At 59.2% G+C, this 20,174-nt stretch carries 11 protein-coding genes; 7 read left to right on the forward strand and 4 right to left on the reverse strand.

The window, feature by feature from the left end:
- The first annotated feature begins 156 nt into the window (after positions 1 to 156).
- The 6 genes from PW792_15650 to PW792_15675 are packed head-to-tail and all read left to right on the forward strand — an operon-like array spanning position 157 to position 8,288.
- Positions 157 to 1,488, forward strand: coding sequence for an enolase C-terminal domain-like protein (locus tag PW792_15650; protein ID MDE1163358.1), 1,332 nt, complete (start codon positions 157 to 159; stop codon positions 1,486 to 1,488).
- Positions 1,485 to 2,312, forward strand: a complete 828-nt coding sequence (locus tag PW792_15655) for a fumarylacetoacetate hydrolase family protein (protein MDE1163359.1) — start codon at positions 1,485 to 1,487, stop codon at positions 2,310 to 2,312. Before PW792_15650 ends, PW792_15655 begins: the two co-directional genes overlap by 4 nt.
- 15 nt (positions 2,313 to 2,327) lie before the next feature.
- Complete coding sequence (locus PW792_15660; protein MDE1163360.1) at positions 2,328 to 2,711, forward strand: RbsD/FucU family protein; 384 nt, start codon at positions 2,328 to 2,330, stop codon at positions 2,709 to 2,711.
- Positions 2,712 to 2,714: 3 nt separating this feature from the next.
- Complete coding sequence (locus tag PW792_15665; protein ID MDE1163361.1) at positions 2,715 to 3,584, forward strand: amidohydrolase family protein; 870 nt, start codon at positions 2,715 to 2,717, stop codon at positions 3,582 to 3,584.
- Between the two features lie 8 nt (positions 3,585 to 3,592).
- The gene (gene fucP / locus PW792_15670) at positions 3,593 to 5,704 is read left to right on the forward strand and encodes an L-fucose:H+ symporter permease (protein ID MDE1163362.1); all 2,112 of its coding nucleotides are present in this window, start codon (positions 3,593 to 3,595) and stop codon (positions 5,702 to 5,704) included.
- Between the two features lie 46 nt (positions 5,705 to 5,750).
- Entirely contained in the window at positions 5,751 to 8,288 is a 2,538-nt protein-coding gene (locus tag PW792_15675) for a right-handed parallel beta-helix repeat-containing protein (GenBank protein ID MDE1163363.1), read from the forward strand.
- A gap of 6 nt (positions 8,289 to 8,294) precedes the next feature.
- On the opposite strand, the gene PW792_15680 is transcribed toward PW792_15675, so the two are convergent.
- Positions 8,295 to 9,074, reverse strand: a complete 780-nt coding sequence (locus PW792_15680; protein MDE1163364.1) for an IclR family transcriptional regulator — start codon at positions 9,072 to 9,074, stop codon at positions 8,295 to 8,297.
- Between the two features lie 174 nt (positions 9,075 to 9,248).
- Between PW792_15680 and PW792_15685 the strand changes: the two genes are divergently transcribed.
- Positions 9,249 to 10,712, forward strand: coding sequence for an arylsulfatase (locus tag PW792_15685; GenBank protein MDE1163365.1), 1,464 nt, complete (start codon positions 9,249 to 9,251; stop codon positions 10,710 to 10,712).
- Between the two features lie 87 nt (positions 10,713 to 10,799).
- On the opposite strand, the gene PW792_15690 is transcribed toward PW792_15685, so the two are convergent.
- From PW792_15690 to PW792_15700, 3 genes are all read right to left on the reverse strand, one after another.
- Positions 10,800 to 14,159 carry a carboxypeptidase regulatory-like domain-containing protein gene (locus PW792_15690; protein ID MDE1163366.1) on the reverse strand — a complete coding sequence of 1,120 codons (3,360 nt, stop codon included), beginning with the start codon at positions 14,157 to 14,159 and terminating at the stop codon, positions 10,800 to 10,802.
- Positions 14,160 to 14,438: 279 nt separating this feature from the next.
- Positions 14,439 to 17,711 (reverse strand): Ig-like domain repeat protein, encoded by a 3,273-nt coding sequence (locus PW792_15695; protein MDE1163367.1) that lies wholly within the window; start codon positions 17,709 to 17,711, stop codon positions 14,439 to 14,441.
- A 67-nt stretch (positions 17,712 to 17,778) separates the two neighbouring features.
- Positions 17,779 to 20,007 (reverse strand): putative Ig domain-containing protein, encoded by a 2,229-nt coding sequence (locus PW792_15700; GenBank protein ID MDE1163368.1) that lies wholly within the window; start codon positions 20,005 to 20,007, stop codon positions 17,779 to 17,781.
- Positions 20,008 to 20,174: the final 167 nt, after the last annotated feature.

A 20,174-nucleotide genomic window follows, 5' to 3' on the forward strand; every position in this document is an offset into this window, starting at 1 on the left:
TTCTCTGGCGAAATACATACGGCACGGGTTGAACAATTATTTCCGCTTGCGCAATATAAATTTCATTGACGAAAATCTTTCAGGCTGCCTACAATTCCCGCTGAAAGGCACACAAGCAAAATAGTGTGCTACGGCCGCAAGCCTTCACGAGGAAAGATGAAGCCTGTAACCATTACCGACGTACGTGTCATCGACCTGCGCTTTCCTACGTCGCGTCACCACATCGGCTCTGATGCTGTGAACAAAGATCCCGACTACTCGGCTGCCTATTGCATTCTTGAGACCGATAGCGGAGTCGCGGGACACGGCCTCACCTTCACGCTGGGACGTGGCACGGAGCTTTGCGTTCATGCCCTCGAGTACCTTTCGCGGTTTGCGCGTGGGCGTCGTCTCGATGAAATTACGGACAACCTGAACGGCTTCTTTCTGCAGATCACAGGCGACACGCAGTTCCGCTGGCTTGGACCGGAGAAGGGCGTGATCCACCTGGCTTGCGCGGCGCTGATCAATGCGGTGTGGGACCTCTATGCCAAGGTCGAAGGCAAACCAGTGTGGAAGCTGCTGGCCGATATGTCCCCGGAACAGATTGTGCGCGCGATTGATTTTCGCTACATCGCCGACGCGATCACCCCGGAGGAAGCTCTCGAGTTGCTGCACAAGGGGAAGGCAGGACAGGCCGAACGCCTGCAGCTACTCGAAGAGCAGGGCTATCCGGCGTACACCACTTCGGCAGGATGGTTCGGCTTCAGCGATGAGAAGATCCGTCGCCTGTGTCGCGAAGGCCTTGCCGATGGGTGGACGCGGTTCAAGCTGAAGGTTGGCGGCGAAGCGGCCGATGATCTGCGCCGCGGACACATCGTGCGCGAAGAAATTGGCTGGGACAACAAGATGATGGTGGATGCCAACCAGCGCTGGGGTGTGGACGAAGCGATTGCACGTACGCGATCACTCAGCGAGTTGGAACCCTGGTGGATGGAAGAGCCGACGAGCCCCGATGACATTCTGGGACATGCGCGCATTCGCCGCGAGGCCGCGCCGGTGCGAATCGCGACCGGAGAGCATTGCCAGAACAGCGTGATGTTCAAGCAACTGCTGCAGGCTGGAGCGATTGATGTTTGCCAGATCGATAGCTGCCGCGTAGCCGGCGTGAATGAGAACCTGGCCATCCTGCTGATGGCGGCGAAGTTCGGCGTTCCGGTGTGTCCCCATGCGGGTGGAGTTGGGCTTTGTGAGTATGTGCAGCACCTGTCGATCTTCGATTACCTCAGCGTCTCCTGCTCGCTGGAAGACAAGGTGATCGAGTATGTCGACCACCTCCACGAACACTTTGTGGACCCTGTTCGCATTCGCCGTGGAAGCTATCTTGTTCCACAAAAACCCGGTTACAGTGCCGAGATTCATGCAGAGTCGCTTGAAGAGTATGCTTTTCCCCGCGGCGCCGCATGGTCCAACGAAACACACGAAACAGAGAAGGAAGCCGTTCGATGAAGCTTGTTCGATTTGTCCATGAAGATGGCCGCGTAGAAGCGGGAGTTGTAGAAGCAGCTCAGATTCGCGTGCTGCAGGATGCAGGCGACGATGGTGTGCTCGCACACATCAAGTCAGGCTCAGCACCGGTGTTTACAGATCGCACTGTAGCTCTTGATGCGGTGAAGATTCTCGCCCCGATGCAGCAACCACCGAACGTATTTGGCATTGGCCTGAACTATCGCGAGCATGCGGCAGAGTCAAAGATGGCAGTGCAGGCTGTGCCGACGGTGTTCCTCAAGCTGACGTCGTCGATCACCGGCCCGGACACCGATGTACTGTTGCCGCCAAATGCGACGCAGCCGGATTATGAAGCCGAGCTTGCCGTGGTCATCGGCAAGGGAGGACACAGGATCGCGGCTGAAGACTGGGAGCAGCACGTCTTTGGCTACACCATTTTGAACGATGTCAGCGCGCGTGGCGTTCAGCTAGCCACGTCGCAGTGGAACCTGGGCAAGAGCTTTCCTACCTTTACGCCGATGGGACCGTGGATCGTAACGGCGGACGAGATCGGCGATCCGCATGAGCTTGGCATCAAGCTCACCCTGAGCGGAGAGGTGATGCAGAAGGCCAATACGCGCGACCTGATCTTCCGCATACCGGAGCTCATCGCTTACCTTTCGAGCATTGTTCCGCTGCAGCCCGGAGACGTGATCAGCACGGGAACGCCTCCGGGCGTAGGCCTTGGACGCACTCCACAACGCTGGCTGAAGCCAGACGAAGAGATGGTCATCGAGATCGAGAAGATTGGCACGCTTCGCAATACGACGCGCGCCATCGCATAACGCAGGAGGAATTTTATGCTGCGTAGCGGAATCCTCAACCCTCAGATCAATTCGCTGATTAGTCGTGTTCGCCACACGAATACGCTCGTCATCGCCGACCGCGGCTTCCCTTTCTGGCCGGGCATCGAGACGGTCGACATCGCGCTGGTGGACGATCAACCAAGAGTCGAAGATGTGTTGCGTGCGCTGGTTGAGGTTTTCGTCGTGGGCAAGGCGTGGATGGCGAAGGAGTTTCCGCTGCACAACGAGGCGGCCGTAGTGGAGCGGTACAGGCAGCTTGTTCCTTCTGTCCACTTTGAACCGCATATCGAACTCAAGCGTCGCGTGCCTGCTGCTATCGGATTGATTCGTACAGCAGGAACTGCGCCTTACTCCAACATCGTTCTTGAATCGGCCTGATCAATGCCAACACCACGCATCGACGCACATCATCATCTCTGGCGATACAGCCAGAAGGAGTACCCGTGGATTGATGAGACGATGCAGGTTCTACGGCAGGACTTTACACCTGCACAGCTTGGCGAAGAGTTGTGCAGGCTCCAAATAGAGGGCGCGATTGCGGTGCAGGCTCGCGAGTCCATCGAAGAGACCGAGATGCTGCTGACTGCGGCCCACACATCTGCCTGGATCTATGGCGTGGTGGGTTGGCTGCCGCTGGGATCGTCAGAGTTTGACGCTGCACTCGAACGGTTTCGCGCAGACGAGCTTTTTGTTGGAGTTCGCGAGATGACACAGAGCAAGGCACAAGGATTTCTCGATCAGAGCAGTATCGATCATGGGATCGCGGCATTGACAGAGGCTTCGTTGAGCTTTGACCTGATTCTGCGAGCTGACCAGATGCAGGAAGCAGCACGTCTGGCAGATCGACATCCGCAACAGCGTTTCGTACTGGACCACGCAGGCAAGCCGAGGATACGCAGCGGAGAATTTGAACCGTGGGCTACAGATCTTCGCGAGCTTGCAAAGCGCAGCAACGTTGCCTGCAAGATCTCGGGACTTGCGACCGAGGCTCCGTGGACGAGCTGGACGGAGGATCAGTTGCGACCGTACCTCGACGTGTGCGTGGAAGCGTTCGGTCCGCAAAGATTGATCGCTGGCTCTGACTGGCCGGTGTGCCTGCTGGCCTCTTCATACGAGCGATGGTGGCAAACGCTAGAAAGCTACTTCTCAACTTTCAGCGCAGAGGAAAAATCCGTCATCTTTGGCAGAACCGCTATCGAGATCTATGGATTGTCTCAGGTGCTGAGCGGCAAGACCGAGGTGGTCGCGTGAATACTGCGATGTTGCCTCAAAAGGACCACAGACCAGCGGCCAGCGACGAAGCCATCTTCCCTCGGGGATATGCCGTAGCCTTCGGGCTGGTAATTCTTCTGTTCTTTCTGTGGGGCATGTCCAACAACCTGACCGATATTCTGGTGCAGCAGTTTCGCAAGGCGTTTGAACTTTCTCCCTTCGAAGCGCAGTTGGTGCAGACCTCGGTCTACCTCGGATACTTCTGTATGGCGCTGCCGATGGCGATCGCCATGCAGCGCTGGGGATATAAGCGCGGCATGCTGCTGGGGCTCGTGCTCTTCGGCGTTGGTACATTGCTTTTCTGGCCAGCGGCGATTGCGAGTCGCTATTCGCTGATGCTTACGGCGTTGTTCTTCGTCGGCTGCGGATCTGCGACGCTCGAAACAGCCTCCAACCCGTTTATCGCGGGAGCAGGACCTGCGTCTACAGCAGAACGCCGTTTGAACTTTGCGCAGGCGTTCAATCCAGCGGGCTCCATTACAGGCATTCTGCTGGGAACGTTTGTTATCTTCTCCGACATCAAGCTGAGTCCTGCTGCCGTAGTGGAGATGACGCACAGAGGCACGTACGCTGCGTATCTGCATACGGAGCTAATGCGCGTCGTGCCGGTGTACGCGACGCTCGGATGCGTTGTGCTGTTGCTGGCGGCGGTGCTTTGGAAGATACAGCTGCCAGCCTCTCGCGGCGATGAACAGAGCGCAGGGATGCAGAACATTCTGCCGATGCTGCTTGAACTGCTGCAACGCAAACAGATACGCTCCGCGATGGTGGCGCAGTTCTGCTACTGCGGCGCACAGATCGCCACGTGGTCAGCGTTCATCCCCTATGTAACGGAGTACACACGCCTGAGCGAGCGGCAAGCCGGGCTGCTGCTGACCGGCAATCTCATCGCGCTAACGCTGGGTCGATTCATCTCAACGGGCCTCATGCGCTGGATTGGCGCGACGTCGATGATGGGCGTTTATGCGTTGCTGAACACGCTGCTCGTACTGGTGGCGTGCATGATGCCAGGGCCAGTAGGGGTCGGGGCGCTTATTCTTACAAGCTTCTTCATGTCGATCATGTACCCAACGATCTTTTGCGACGGGGATACGCGGGCTGGGGGAGCAGACCAAGCTGGCCAGTTCCTTGCTCGTGATGTCCGTTGTCGGAGGAGCGATTGTGCCGCCGCTCTTCGGCTGGATTGCGCACCGGATGGGCCACTACGCCGCAGGCTATGCCGTGGTGTTTGCCTGCTATATCGCGATCGCCATTTACAGCTTCGGAGCTCTTCGCAAATCGAAGTCCATGGCTTTAGGAACAGAAAGAGAGTAGTGACTATGAAGGCTTTCGCCATCGCATTCACGTTGCTGGCTACGGCAGCGACAGCCCAGACAGGGAGCACCACGACGCCAGCACCTGTTGCTGCAAGCACTGTCGATCCTGCACCCACAGCACTGACACCGAAGCAGATCGAGCGCATGCAGGCCAAGCTGCAGGACTGGCCACAGCTCGGGCGGTATCGTGCGGAGAACGCGTCCCTACCCGCTGCTGCAGCGGGAGAAAAACGCGTGGTCTTCCTGGGTGATTCCATTACAGACGCCTGGGGACGACGGCATGGAAAGTTCTTTCCGGAGAAGCACTACATCAACCGCGGCATCAGCGGCCAGACCACCGGACAGATGCTCGTACGCTTCGAAGAAGACGTGCTGGCACTGCATCCTGCGGTCGTCGTTCTTCTCGCCGGGACGAATGATTTCGCGCAGAATAATGGCCCCGAGCTGCCCTCCGAAATGCAGGACAACTTTCGCGCGATCGTAGCTCTGGCAAAAGCCGCGCACGTTCGCGTGGTGCTGTGTTCCGTCCTGCCAGCGACACGCTTTGGCTGGCACCCAGGGATCAACGCTTCGGCGGACATCCGCACGTTCAATGTGTGGCTGAAGCAGTTTGCGAAAGACGAAGGCGCTGTTTATGTCGATTACTACTCACCGCTGGTAAACCCCGAGGGCGGCATGAAGGCGGAGCTGACGACCGATGGCGCCGTGCACCCGAACGATGCAGGCTACGCCGTGATGGAACCACTTGCCGAAGCAGGCATTGAAAAAGCGCTTACTCAGTAAGCACCGTTACAGAGATAAACAGCCAGATTCCCGAAGGGACAAATTCGTGCGTTCAACATCTATCGTTTCCATCGCTTTACTCGCCAGCGTTGCCTCTGCTGCAAGTGCTCAGATCTTCGTTGCACCCAACGGCAAAGACAGCGCCAGCGGAACACGCACGGCACCGTTAAAGACGCTCGATGCCGCGGTTCGGAAGTCTCGCCATGCAGGCAAGCATGAGGTACATCTACAACCCGGCACGTACAGGCTCACCCAGCCTGTAGTGCTTACAGCAGAGGATTCCGGGCTGAAGCTCATCGGCTCCGGCATGGCCGCGGTGACGATCAGTGGAGGCGTCCAGGTGACAGGATGGAAGGCCGATGCGGTTGCCGGTCGCTGGAGCGCGACGCTGCCCGCCGGTGTTGCTTTGCCCAGGCAGATCTACGTGAACGGTGTTCGCGCCACGCGCACTCGCGGCCGCCTCCCAGTTACGCTGACGATGACCGCCACAGGATACGAAGCGTCCTCAGACGTACTCTCGACGTGGCATAATCCCTCCGCGCTGGAGATGGTGTATACCGGCGGCAATGCGGTGTGGGGAGAGTCCAGCGTTGGACTGGGAGCATGGACGGAGCCGCGCTGCCCGGTCGCCAGCATTGAAGGCAAGAAAATCACCATGGCAGAGCCGTGCTGGACGAACTCCACCAAGCGCGTGATGCTGCCCAACGGAAAGCGCTCCGCCAATCTTGTAGGGCCAGCCAGCGTAGGCAAGCATCCCGTGACGATCGAGAATGCGTACGAGCTGCTGGGCCGTCCCGGAGAGTTTTATGCCGATCCCTCGAGCCGGAAGATTTACTACACGCCGCGAAAGGGCGAAGAGCTTGCCCATGCTGACGTAGAGGTTCCTGCTCTCGACACACTGCTGAGTCTTGATGGAACCGCTGCTGCACCGGTCGAGAACGTTACGGTTCGCGGCATCACGTTTGCCTATGCAAACTGGCAGAGCCCCAACACACCAGAGGGCTTCTCGGAGATTCAGGCAAACTTCCGCGTTACGGGCGCTGACGGAGCCGCCAAACAAGCTCTTTGCACACTTGTCCCCGGCGGCACGTGCCCGTTTGCCGCGTGGACGCCAGAGCCCGCCAACGTGCGTGCCACCTACGCTCACGCCGTTCACTTTGAGCGCGACAGCTTTACGCACCTGGGTGCAGCCGGACTTTCGCTGATGCGCGGATCCCATGACAACCTGGTCGAAGGCTGTCGCTTTACCGATATCTCCGGCAACGGCGTCGCGCTGGGAGATGTCGACACACCCGAAGCTACGGATGCAGAGTTCGCGATTCGCAACCGTATCGAGAACAACCTGTTCACGAACGTCGGCGCTGAGTTCCGCGGCGGTATACCGATCGTTGTAGGCTATGCCCGCTACACGCGCATTGCGCACAACCATATCGAACGCGTCCCCTACGCCGCCATCTCAATCGGTTGGGGAGGATGGGGAGACAAGATCGAGCTGCCAGGAGTGGCTAACCGCTCCACCGGAAATGTAATCGAGTACAACCGCATCTCGCAGCTAATGATGCAGTTGGCGGATGGCGGTGGCATTTACACGCAGGGACGCACGGGCGAAACGCTGGCCGATGGCGAGCGCGTGACCGGTAACGTGATCGACGAGCAGGTGTCGACCGGGCATGCCATGTACTCCGATAATGGCTCCGCGATGATTACCTACAGCGGCAACGTGGTCTTTCATACGAACTTCGATAACTGGGGCTCGCGACACAAGGATTATTACGATGGGCAAAAGGGTGAGATGTTTGACCCCATCGCGGTGCTCGATAACTGGTGGGAGCAGGGCGACCACGACAACGATACGAAGAACGTTGTTGAACGCGGCAATCACCTGATCACTTCGCTCACACAGGTGCCTGCTGCTGTGTTGGCGAAGGCAGGGCTTGAGGCTCCGTTTCGTGATCTGTTGAAGTCGCCCATGCCGCTGCGGCCAGCAGTACCACCGTCGTCGGTGACAGGATTTATTGCAGGCGACACCGCCTATGTAAGCTGGCGGCCGCCGGTGGATGATGGCGGAAGCCGCATCCTGAGCTATCGCGTGAGTGCGGATGACGGCAGCTCGACAGAGCTGACGGCAAGAGAGTTCACGACACTGGCTTATGCGAAACTTCCTTTGCACACACCAGGGGCACCGCACACCTTCACCGTCACGGCGATCAACGCTGCCGGAGCGAGCGTTCCCTCGTTGCCTTCAAGGCGGATTGAGCGGGCTGCCAAGGCATCTGCTCTCCCGGGGCCGATGCAGCATCTGCGCGTACTGACCGAAGGCAGCCGTGCGAGCATACATTTTGGAATGCCGACCGAGAATGGCGAAGAGCTACTTGGCGTCGTAGTCGCAGTGGATGACGCCGAGCACAAGCATGTCCTTACCGGCCATAGAATCGTCTCGCTCGAAGGCCGCCACGTCACCTTCATGACGCTGGACAACATTCCCGCAGGCAAGCATCGTTTTGGCATCGCCGCCCTGACGGCTTACGGCGAAGGCAAGATGCAGTGGGTCGAGGCCAATGAGCCAGAAGAAAAAGAGAAGTAGCCCGTACTAAGCAGGGTCCAGACGTCCACCCATAGCGGCCGTGATCTCTCCGGCCGCTTTTCGCAGGCGTTCGATTATCTGGGGAAGCTCCATGGGCGACTCGCTGTGTTGGATGTACGGAACAGTCAGTGCACCGAGCGCGACGCCACGATCGTCGAGAACGGGGTAGCTGATGTTGATGATGCCCTTCACGGTGTAACTGGCACGCTTCTCATAACCCGCCTTCCGAATGCGGTCGAGGTGGCTGTTCAGGTCTGCAGGGGCGCGTTTGCCTGAACGCTGCGTCCACTCCTCGATCATGCTGGCGCGCACTTCGGGGCTTTGGCGAGCAAGGATGACATAGCCGCTGGCCGCTTCCATCATGTCCACCTGCGAACCGAGCTTCACATAGAAGCCCGTGTTCGTTGGCGCGTTGGTCTGCGCCACAATGACGACCTGGCCACCTTCCAGCACGCCGAGATGGCAGCTCTGCCGTGTGTCGATCGCCAACCGGTTCATGATCGGCAGCGCATCAACAATCAGACGCTCGGTAGGAGGATGCTGCTGCACCAGCTTGAAGAGCTTGAGGGTAAGGGTGTACCGCTCCTCATCGACCGCCGCGATGTACCCGCGTCGCTCCAGGCATACGAGCATACGAAAGATCTCAGAGACCGTGCGGTTCAGTTCGCGCGCAAGCTGGCTCTTGGTAAGCCCCTCTGATTGACGTGCCAGAAGCTCCAGCACATCAAGCCCTTTTTCAAGGGCAGGAACGGCGTAGTTCTGCTCGGGCTTGGTCTTGCTCGCCACGCGCGCGACAGTTTTTCGGGAACCGGAACGAACAGCACTCATAAGACCAACAGAGTACAGCACGGGCTGAGATAGATTCCAAATCGCGGCACAAATTCATTGCCAAAACAAGTTTTTCTCATGTAAAAGTATCTGCCCGCGATTCTTTTGCGGCGCAGAACACGAGGTAGAACTATGCCATTTCCCGTCAGCCGTCGCGGCTTTTGCTCGGGTCTGGGTGCGCTTTCGACGTTGATGCTTACCGGTGGGCTCGAAGCCGCCGTAGGTACAGGACGCAAGCCGAACATCCTCTACATCCTCACCGACGATCTTGGGTGGGGAGACATTGACGTCTATAACGAACACTCCGCCATCCCGACACCGAACCTGAACCGCCTGGCGACGCAGGGCATGCGCTTTACCGATATGCACGCCTCTTCAGCGGTCTGCACGCCGAGCCGTTACAGCATTTTGACCGGGCGTTACTGCTGGCGCTCGCGACTAAAGAAGGGCGTCCTGAACGGCGACTCCCCCATGCTGATTGAGGACGGCCGCATGACCGTACCTTCGATGCTGAAGGACTCCGGCTACTACACCATGGGTGTCGGGAAGTGGCATCTGGGGCTGGGCAATGAAGCCAAGACCGATTACAGCAAACCGCTTACTCCAGGGCCTTCGACCTGCGGCTTCGACTACTACTTCGGCATCCCCGCATCACTCGACATGGCGCCTTATGTCTACTTCGAGAACGATCACGTCGTCGAGCCTGCAACCGTTGCAGAGCCAGGCAGCCGCGAGCCGCGCGGAGCGTTCTGGCGCGCCGGTATGCGGGCCGAACACTTTGAGATTCCGCAGGTGCTGCCGACGCTGACCGCCAAGGCCTGCACGCTGGTCGAGCAGCGGGCAAAGCAGCCTGAGCCGTTCTTTTTGTACTTCGCACTACCGTCGCCGCATACTCCATGGGTTCCTCTGCCGGAGTACAAGGGCAAGAGCCGCGCGGGCGACTATGGCGACTATGTAGTGGAGGTCGACGCCATGATCGGCAAGCTGCTAAAGACGCTCGACGATGCCGGATTGACGGAGAACACGCTCGTCATGATGACCAGCGATAACGGAGCCGACTGGAAGCCAGCCGACATCGACCGCTACCCGCACCGAGCAAACGGCGAATGGCGAGGCGAGAAGGCGGACATCTGGGAGGCCGGGCATCGCATCCCGTTTCTTGCACGCTGGCCCCAGCACATCCCTGCAAATACTGTCTGCAACGAAACGGGATCGCTCACCGACTTGATGGGCACGCTGGCGGCGCTGCTGCAGAAGAAGCTGCCTGAGAACGCGGGCGAAGACAGCTTCAACCTGATGCCGGCGTTACTGCACAAGCCGCACGCCACCATACGGAGAACGATCGTCGACCACTCGATCTCCGGCATGTTCACTATCCGTGAAGGCGACTGGAAGCTGGAGCTTGGGCTTGGCAGTGGTGGCTTCACCGAGCCTCGCCTGGTGGAGCCCGTCGTAGGTGGAGTGCAGGGGCAGCTCTATAACCTGCGGACCGACCCACGCGAGCAGTGGAACGTGTGGGACAAACATCCGGAGATCGTGGCCCACCTGACTGCGTTACTCAAGACATATCAGGACTCCGGACGTACTCGTCCTTAGACTGTCCGGCAATAAAAAGCTACAGATAAAAAACGGAGGCAGTGCACCGCTGCACTGCCTCCAGTCAGACCAGATGAAAACGCTGTGTTAGAAGAACAACCGGCCACCAACCTGGATCACTCGCATCGCAGAAGCCGAGTTGATGACACCAACCGTGGGCGAGTTGAGCGTGGCAGTGGGGTTGCTGAGGTTGACGAAGTTGAAGACGTTCGTGGCATCGCCGCGCAGTTGGAACTTGAGCGTGCGATAGACCGGGAAGTCACGGATGATTGCCATGTCGACATTCTTCGATCCCGGGCCCCAGAAACCGTTACGCTGCACCGTACCGTCAGACCCACTGGGGCCTACGCCAGGGCAGGCCGTCGGGGTGGTGGTACTGTAGCTGCAGAACGCGGCACTGTTGAAGTACTTGATAGTTCCCGTGTGGCTTCCGCTCAGGGTTGTTGGGTCGTAGGGCAGGCCGATCAGGTTCGGACGATCCGTTGTGACGCCGTCCTGATTGTTGTCGAGGCCCGTCGTGATGGTGAAGGGTGTTCCGCTGGCGAGCTTGATGATCGGGGAGACGGTCCAGCCGTTGAAGACAAGCCGTGCGATCTTATTCCCGGTCACGTAGTTCGGCTTCCAGATAACAGCGGCGACGAAGACACTGCGCTGGTCGTTGGAAGATGGCCCCTTCTCGAGTGACATGAAGTTGGGGTCCTGAACGGAGATGGTGCTGTTGTCCAGGTTTGCGCTGGCCATCGTCTTCGACCAGGTGTAGTAGCCGTTGACGCTGATGCCCGCCTTCATGCGCTGCGAGAAAGAGATCTGCATGCCGTTGTAGTTGGAGGTGGCCCTCATTGGCTGATTGTTCACGGCACCGCCCATCTCGTTGATCACGCCGAGGCCCGCGATGGGGCGCCGAGTATTCACGTTCGCTGTCGTATTTGCCGTCGGAGTTGCCGTGTTGAAGATGGGATAGTTCATGTCCGTCCCATACGAGAGTGCGCGGTTCAGCGAGCCGATGTAAGCAATGGTGATCGCCGTCGTGTTGCTCAACTGCTGCTGAACGGAGGCGGTGAGTTGGTACGTAAACGGCCAGCGGAAGTTAGTGGCAATACCCTGCAGACTCGTTCCGGCAGGTGCCGCCGAGATCTGCCCAGGCGTGTAGCTGAAGGGGAACGGCGAGGGTGTGTTGAGGTAAGGGTTCGTCAACGTGCCGGGGACACCGAAGGTATAGCGGAGCGTGTAGGGATAGTAGTTCGAGGTTGCGTTCCACTGGTTGCCGGAAACGCCTCCCCAGAAGAGACCGCCAGCCGCGCGAATAGCGGTTTTGCCGTTGCCAAAGGGGTCCCAGGCAAGGCCGAGGCGCGGAGAAAAGTGCTGGAAAGCAATGGGCACGATGCCGCGCGTGATGCCTGGGTCACCGGGGAACAGCAAGCCTTTCGGCGCGACAGGGTTGACCACAGACTGCGGGCCACCGGAGATGTATGTGGTTTCCTTGTTCTGCGGATCGGTAGGCGGAGTCTGTACGTCCCAGCGCAGGCCTGCGTTGATGGTTAGACGACGCGTGGCACGCCAGTCATCCTGAAGGAAGAGAGCATAGTAGAACGAGTTATCGATCGCGGTAACAGGGGCGTCCTGAGTTTGCGCGTTCGCTCGACCGAGTAAAAAGTCAGCCATCGCATTACCCGTACGCGCCGAAGTGCTGGAGGTGAACGTGAACGTGCCGTAATTGTTCAGGTCCGTCTGTTGCACGTCCTTATTCAGAGACGCCTCACCACCAATAGAGAGCGAGTGCGAACCCTTATTCCAGATGAACAGGTTCCGCAGCGAGTAAAAATTTGTACCGGCTGTAGGCCCGTCGATTGCGTTCGTCAGCGTGAAGTAGCCGGTGACGCCGATGTTGGGCAGGCTGGGACGTCCCTGAATGGCGAAGGACGATCCGAAAGAGCTAAGGTCCTTGGACGGATTGTTGATACGGCCGCCGATGCTGCGCGTGTACGAGACCCAGGTCTGATCGACCTTGTTCGACGAGAGCGTGTAGGTGTGGCTCAGGTTGATGACATGTACCGTGTAGTCCTGCGCCTGCGTCGACCACGGAATCGAGCCGGAGCCAGCCTGAATGTTATTCAAACCCTTGAGGTAGAACCACGAACCGCGGATGGTCTGCTTGTCCGTAAGCCGATGGTCGATCTTCCCCATGTACTCGTTGTAGTGCGAAGCGTAGCTCTGGCTGCCGACATAGCGAGGAGCCAGCGGGTCGGCCAGATTGGTAGCTGCCGGAAGTGCCGCCACGATGTTCTTTGCCACCTGATCGAGTGGATCCGTAATCCGGTTGTTCGCGTAGGGCAGGCGCGTTGTCGGATTGCAGAGGATGAACTTGCCCGCAGCCTTGTCCGCAGCAGAGACAGTCTGGGCGCACGAGGTGATCGTCCCAGTAGGCAAATATGCACTGAAGTCGCCCCCTAATTGAGCTGCGGTAGGAAGAATGCCGCTGCTGAAGTTTGTCGGTGAGACGCTCCGCAAACCTGAGTAGTCAAAGAAGAAGAACGTACGGTTGCGAATGACAGGGCCGCCCAGCACACCGCCGAAGATGTTGCGATGCAGTGGGCTGCGCGTCGTGCTGCGCCATGGGTTGGCTGCAAAGTTAGTCTCGCGATGGAACTCGTAGACCGAACCATGAAATACGTTTGTTCCAGACTTCGTCACAGCGTTCACAACGCCGCTCGACATACGGCCGTATGACGCACTGTAGTTGCTGGTCTCAACGTTGACCTCGGCCAGCGCTTCCATGTTCGGCAGAGGGTTGCCCGTCATGCGCAGCGAGGTCATATTCAGGCCGCCGTCTAGGTAGTAGCTGACGTTGCCCGTATTGTTCTGAATGGTGCTTCCGTTGATCTGGACCACTTGCTGCGGAAAGCCGAGCGTATTGCCAAAGGTGTTGCTCTGAACGCCTGGAACCAGCGTCAACAGGCTGTAGCCGCTTCGATCCACGACAGGGAGAGATTCAATTTCCGTGGTCCCTATGGTCCTGCTCACAGTCGCATTCTCAAGCGTGATCTGCGGCGGAGAATCCGTCACCGTAACCATCTCGGAGTTCGATCCGGGCTTTAGAGAAACATCGAGTGTCGCCTGCTGATTCACCGATACGGACAGGTTCTTCTGCTCATACTTCTGAAATCCCTGCGCCTCAAAGTGAACCGTATAGTTGCCAATCTGCAACAGTTCGACGCGATACTCACCACCTGCGCTGGACTGAACGACACGCGCGATACCTGTGTCCTGATTCGTCACGGTCACGTTGGCATTGGGGATCACAGCGCCGGTCGTATCCGTCACCGTCCCAATGAGCGTTCCAGTAATTCGCTGCGCCCATGCAGAACCGCAGGTGAGGAACAGAACGAAGAGGAGAGCAAGGGGGAAAGCCGTAAAGCGAGCAGTCACTTTATTTTTAACTGTGAACATATTGGTTGACCTGTGAAATACAGTTTTTATCGCGAGCGGAACTGTATATGCGCGTCGCAACAGGCGTCAACCCAAATTGGGAATATTTTTCTGCTCGGAGAAAGAAGCAGGAAAACTCGTGATCCGAGCTGACAGCCACGAGCTATCTTCCGCTCGCTCAGAATCTCCACCTTGACCGGCCGCCGCGTCTCCGGGCTCGCAGATTCATTGGCCTCAAATAAAAACCCGCAGCGCTCCATCGTGATGACGGAGCGCTGCGGGTTTTTACTTCGGTTGTTGTTACTGGATAGTGAGCGTGAGTGTTGTCGATGCCGTGTTGCTCGCAGTCGTCGTATCTACGCCATTTACCGTTAGGGTGTAGGTTCCTGCAATGGACTTCGTACCTGAGCCGGAGTCCGAGCAGCCGGTGATGGAAGCCAAGCCTGCGAGCAGCATCAGCGCGCATGCCAGACCAGCCAGGTTGCGATTACGGCGGAACATCAAACCCGCAGCGCAGACCGCTAACAGCGTGAGGACGATGCCCACTCCGCTATGTGTTGTGCCGAAGCCTGCGACCCGAATGCTCTTCGCGTTGGTGTGCGAAGTGCAGCTCGTACCGGTGTAGATGTTGACCGTAGCCGTTGCCGAAGAAGCTGCAGAGACCGAAGGATTGCTGCCGATGGCATAGCAAACTCCGCTCGGCACCGAGCCCGTGACCGTCAACCCAACCGTTCCGGCGTAGGTGCTTACAGAGGTAACGTTGACCGTCGAAGCCGCTTGCGTGTTGGAGCCCAGCGTGACGTTGGTCGCGCTAAGGGTGAAGGCAGACGCTGTGGAAACGACGTTCGTGCTGATGGAGGAGCTGGACGAGCCGAAGGCTGCGTCTCCCGAATAGGTGGCCATAATGGTGTGTGTTCCTGCGGTGAGAGTGCTGAGGGATGCAGCAGCCGATCCGTTCACAACAGCCGCAGCAGCGCCTACAGCGGTGCCATCGACAGAGAACTGAACCGTGCCGGTTGCCGTAGCGGCGAGAACTGCCGTCGCGGTGACCTTGCTGGCAGTAGTCGGGGCGGTGGGATTGATGCTGAGCGCAATCGTGCTTGCGCTGCCGTCCGATACCGTAAAGGCAAGGTATCCGCTGGAGGCTGCGAGCGAGGTATTGCCAGCGAACGTGCTGAGGATAATGTGCTTGCCTGCAGCGAGCTGCCCGAGCGCAACCGTCGCTACACCGTTGGTGATGGTGGTGGGAGTGCTGAGGGCCGTGCCGTCTACGGTGAACTGCACCGTGCCGCTGACTGCGCTCGCCGTTGTTGCGTTAACGGTCGCGCTGACCGAAACGTTGGTTGTGGTGTTCGGGTTCGCAGAGAGCAGCGTGACGATGGTGTTGCTCGCCGCCGGTGCCTGCACCGTGATTGCCGCCGCGCCAGTGGAGGCCGCGATGCCGGTCGTGCCGCTGTAGACGGCGGTGACGTTATGAACACCAGCGACCAGGGTGAGTCCCGCCGAGGTTGCCGTGCCGTTGGCGATGGTGACCGGCGTTCCGCTCACAGTTCCATCGACGTAGAACTGCACCGTACCCGCAATAGCCGTGGAGGTCGAGGCCACGGTTGCAGTGAAGGTGACGCTCTGCGTCGGGTACGGGCTGGCGATGGACGCAGTGATCGTCGTGGTGGAGATGACGGGCTGGCTACCTGTGCCGTACTTCGGCAAAGCGGTTGCCAGCACGTAGGCATCGATGGAACCGAGGCCAGTGGCGAGGTCATAGCCTGTGGTGGCGCTATAGCCAATGCTCGTGGTGCCTGCCGGGCAATTGGTGCTACCGGAAGTGCAGGGGCTGTTGTTGTTGCCTACCGTGATGTCGTGGAAGGCCGAAGGCGTCGTGCCGTACAGCGGGTACAGCGTGGTGTTGAAGTTGCCCTGGCCTGCCGCACCGGTGGCCTGGTTATAAATGGTGAGGATGCCTGCAAAGATCGGCGCTGCAAACGAAGTGCCGCCTGCATAGTATGTGGAACCCGCAGCGCAGGAAGTCGACGCGCTGTACGCGCTGGTGCAGTAGAAGTACGGATCATGCGCGCTGGCCGAGTCCAGCGAGATGTCCGGTGTGTCGCGCTTGCCATCGGCAGGAACACCTGTCGCCACCTGCCATGAGGGCTTGGTGTAGACGGTGCTTGCACCACCGCCACCAGCGGCGAGCCCGCCGGAGGCCACGGTATCGTTCCACACCATTTCGGGGATGTACGAGAGTGCTGAACCGTAGGCCGAGTTATTGGTGCTGTTCCAGTAGGTTGCAGAGCCTTCATTGAACTCCGTTCCACCAATGGCGGTTACGTAGGACGAAGCGCCCGGGAACTGGAGCTCCAGACCTTTCGTAGCTGATGTGTTCGAGGAGGCATCGCAGCCCGTTGCGCCGGAGTCTCCGGAGGCAACAACGATCGTCTGTCCCTGTGCATTGGCCTGCTGGTACAGCGTGTCGTAGCTGGCGCGCGTTGTGGTGGAAAGGCTGGTCTCGCAGGTGCCATAGCTCACACTGATGACCGGTGCGAGGTCGTTGACGATGGCATACTGGATCGCCGTGAAGACGTTCGAACTCGTGCCGGTGTATACGAAGTTAATCGTTGCGTCCTTCGCGATGGCGCCTGAGTATTCGATGTCTAGATCAGACTCGCCTTCATCACCCGAGATGAAGGTAGCGGTACCTGTGCTCGGCACGAGCGTCAACTGCAGATTCGTATTGCCGCCGAAGAGCTTGCGGAAGTCGCTGATATCGCTGGCGACGACCTCGCTCTGGCCGACGACCACGATGGTTTGCCCTGCACCGGTGTAGCCAGCGGTGTAGAGCGGAGCGACGTTATAGATGGTGCGAACATCGTCCGGCGTCATGTAGTGATTGCCCGAACCAGCAGTGTAGTTGGGCGACATCTGCGTGCTTTTCGGTGTCGTCGAGCCACCATACTTGATGTGATTGCCGTGCGGACGCAGCGAGTTCAGACCGTTGACATCGCTGACCACACCGTTCAACGCTGCAGGCAGCGAGATCTCGGTGGAGTTTGCGAAGTAGGTGGTGTCGGCGGTGGTGTACTGGTGCAGCTGGGTGTTAAAGGCCGCTTCCACCTGCGACGACGTGCCGGAGAACTGCACGCGCATCGGACTTGCCTCTACGATCGAGAAGCCCTGCGACTGCAGCCACGCCGTGACACGTGCGAGGTCCGCATCGGAGATGCCGAAGCGTTCGTTGAACTGCGTAGGCGTCAACCACTGGTGGTACTGAGCTGACTTCGGATCATGCTGGCTGAGGAGCAGTTGATCGAGATCAGCCTGCTGCGTGGAGGAGAGCGAGAACTGCAGCATGAGCGAGGTAAGTTGCGTGCTGCCGGGCAGGCGTCCTGCGTCGGCTGCGCCCGCGAGCATGCGCGCGGTGCTGCCGCTCAGGGGCAATTTCGTGGTGCTATTGATGGCTGCGACACGCGAGGGGCGGGCCGTTTGCGCCTGGCTGCCAGCCACGGCGCTGAAGAAGATCAGCGCGCTGGCGGCGGTCGTCCGAAGCAGGCGACGTACGTTGTATGGAGTCGACATAGAGGTCCTCATCAAGCGTTAGGCAGTGCCTGCACCGCAGGCACTGGCATGAAGATCGGTACGCGGTTTACTGCACCGTCATCGTGATCGTGGTCGTCGCTGTTTGTGTGCCAGCGGTGGCCGTCACCGTTACGGTGCTGGAGCCAGTAGGCGTTCCATAGGTTGTGGTCTTCGCGGGGGAGTCCGAGCATCCGCTGAGTCCGAAGCCCATACCGAGCAGCAGCACCGCCAGAGCAGAGCTACGTACGAGCATTGAGCGGCGACGGAACGCCAGCAGGATTGCAAGCGTTCCCGGGAAGGCGAAGGCCAGCATCAGACCGTTGCTCTGCGTTTTCACGAGAGCGAGGCTGCGTTGCGTTGTGATCGACAGCGGAAGCGTGTTCGAACCAACACTGCCGGCGACCGTTCCCGGTGTGCAGACCGACCCTGCAGGCAAGCCTGCGCAGGTGATGGTGAACGCGCTGCTGGTGAAGTTCGACAGCGCCAGCATCGCGTTGGCCGACTGACCTGCAGTCAGCGTGAACGAGGAAGGCGTGCCCACGACCGTCGGAGTAGCTGCGGTGACCGTCAGCGTGAGCGGGAAGCTGAACGTTGCAGGCGATGTTTCGCTGTCTCCGACAGTCACCGTGAAGCTATAGGTTCCAGCGAGCGTAGGTGTGCCGGAGATCGCGCCGTTGGAGGAGTTCACCGTGAGGCCCGGAGGCAGAGCACCCGCCGAAACCGACCAGGTGAGCGGGCTCAGGCCATTGCTGGTGGTGAACGATGCGCTATAGGCCGAGCCTACGGTAGCGTTCGACAGCGTGGGTGCGGTTGCGGTCATTGCAGGGACAGTCAGCGTAGCGAAGCCGGACTCTGTACCGCCGCAGGTGAGCGCGTAGGTGAAGGTGCCGGACTGCGTCGGAACGATCGTCGACTGGCCCTGCCACAGCGTGCCGGCAACGACGCCCGTCTGCACACCGGTCCAGGTACCACCACCGACGGCGTTGTTCTGCACGAATGCGGCGCACATACGCATGGTGTCGGAGAAGGCGTTCGTCACCGTCCAGTTGAGGGTCGCCGAGCCGCCGAGCGTTACGGTGCTTGCCGAAAGAGCAAGCTGAACAGGCGCTGCAACCGAAGGCGTCAGCACCGCCTTATAAATCAGGCCCACGCCGTTGGCGCCACCGCCGGCGACACCGTAGAGGTTGCCGTCTGCACCGAAGATCGGAGCAGCGAGCGGGTCCGTTCCATCGGTTGCCGAGGTCGTCATCGTTTTCAGGATCGTCTTGGTTCCGGTCGGCGTGATCTGGTAGACCGTCGAGGGCGATTCCGTCGTTGTGCCGTAGAAGTTGCCGTCCGTGCCCAGCGTCAACTGACCTTCCGGGCGTCCGCTATCGCCGTTTGCGCCGGTGAAGAGATGCAGCACAGTCAGCGTGCCGTCCTTGGCCACCTTGTAGACACTGCCCTGGCCCGTTTCGTCGTCGCCATTCAGAAAGAGGCCGTAGTTGTGGTTCGCACCATAGAAGCTGCCATCCGGTCCTTCGACGAGCGCACCATCGGATCCGCCACCATCTACCGTCAGAAAGTGGTGGAGGGTTGTGAAGGTCTGACCGTCGGCCGTCATGGAGAAGACAGAACCGTTGAAGTAGTTCGTGTCGCCGGTTTCGTTCGTGTTGGTGGTGCCATAGAAAAGGCCGTCATCACCTTGAATCATGCCGACATACGGATTGCTTTCGTCAGCGTTCATGCCGGTAAAGGTGTGCAGCGTGGTGAAGTTGCCGTCCTTTGTCATCTTGAAGACGGTGCCAAAGCTCAGGCTGCCGCCGCCGGAGGCCGTGCCATAGAGAGCGCCGTCGGTTCCTTCCACCAGCGTGGCAAAGACGCCCGAGCCGTCGGTCGCCTTGGTGAAGCTATGCAACACGGTGTAGACGCCGCTTGGGGTCAGCTTGAAGATCACGCCGCCCGCAGGATTGCCACCGAGATAAGTTGTGCCGTAGAAGTTGCCGTCCGTACCCTGGATCAGACTGTCTTCCGGGTAGTAGCCGCTCGCGCCATTCGAGAACGAATAGACAGGAGTGAACACGCCGGCCGTAGTGATCTTGAAGATCACGCCATACCCGCCGGTGCCAGCCCGCCAGGACATACCCCAGAGATTGCCGTCGGCTGCCTGGATCAGGTGGCCGTAAAGGCTTTGGCCGTCGGTGGCCGAGTTCAGGCTGTAGAGCGCTGAGTATTGGGCCGTGGTCTGCCCGAAGGCAAGGCTGGCTGACAGGGTGGTCAGCACAAACAGAGCGATGAAGCGGTAGAGGCGTCTCAAGAGCTGTCTCCTCAAAGCAGGAAGATGGGGCCAAGACATCTGGCAGGTACACGGGATCCGTCGCCTGCGAAGCAGCAAATCGTTCGCAGCGGAGCCAGTTGGAAAGAAAGACCCTCCGCGAAGCTCGACCTGGTGCGGAGGGTTTTGGAGGCAGTGGATCGTGATAT

Source organism: Acidobacteriaceae bacterium (assembly GCA_028283655.1).
In the GTDB taxonomy this organism is placed as follows: domain Bacteria; phylum Acidobacteriota; class Terriglobia; order Terriglobales; family Acidobacteriaceae; genus Granulicella.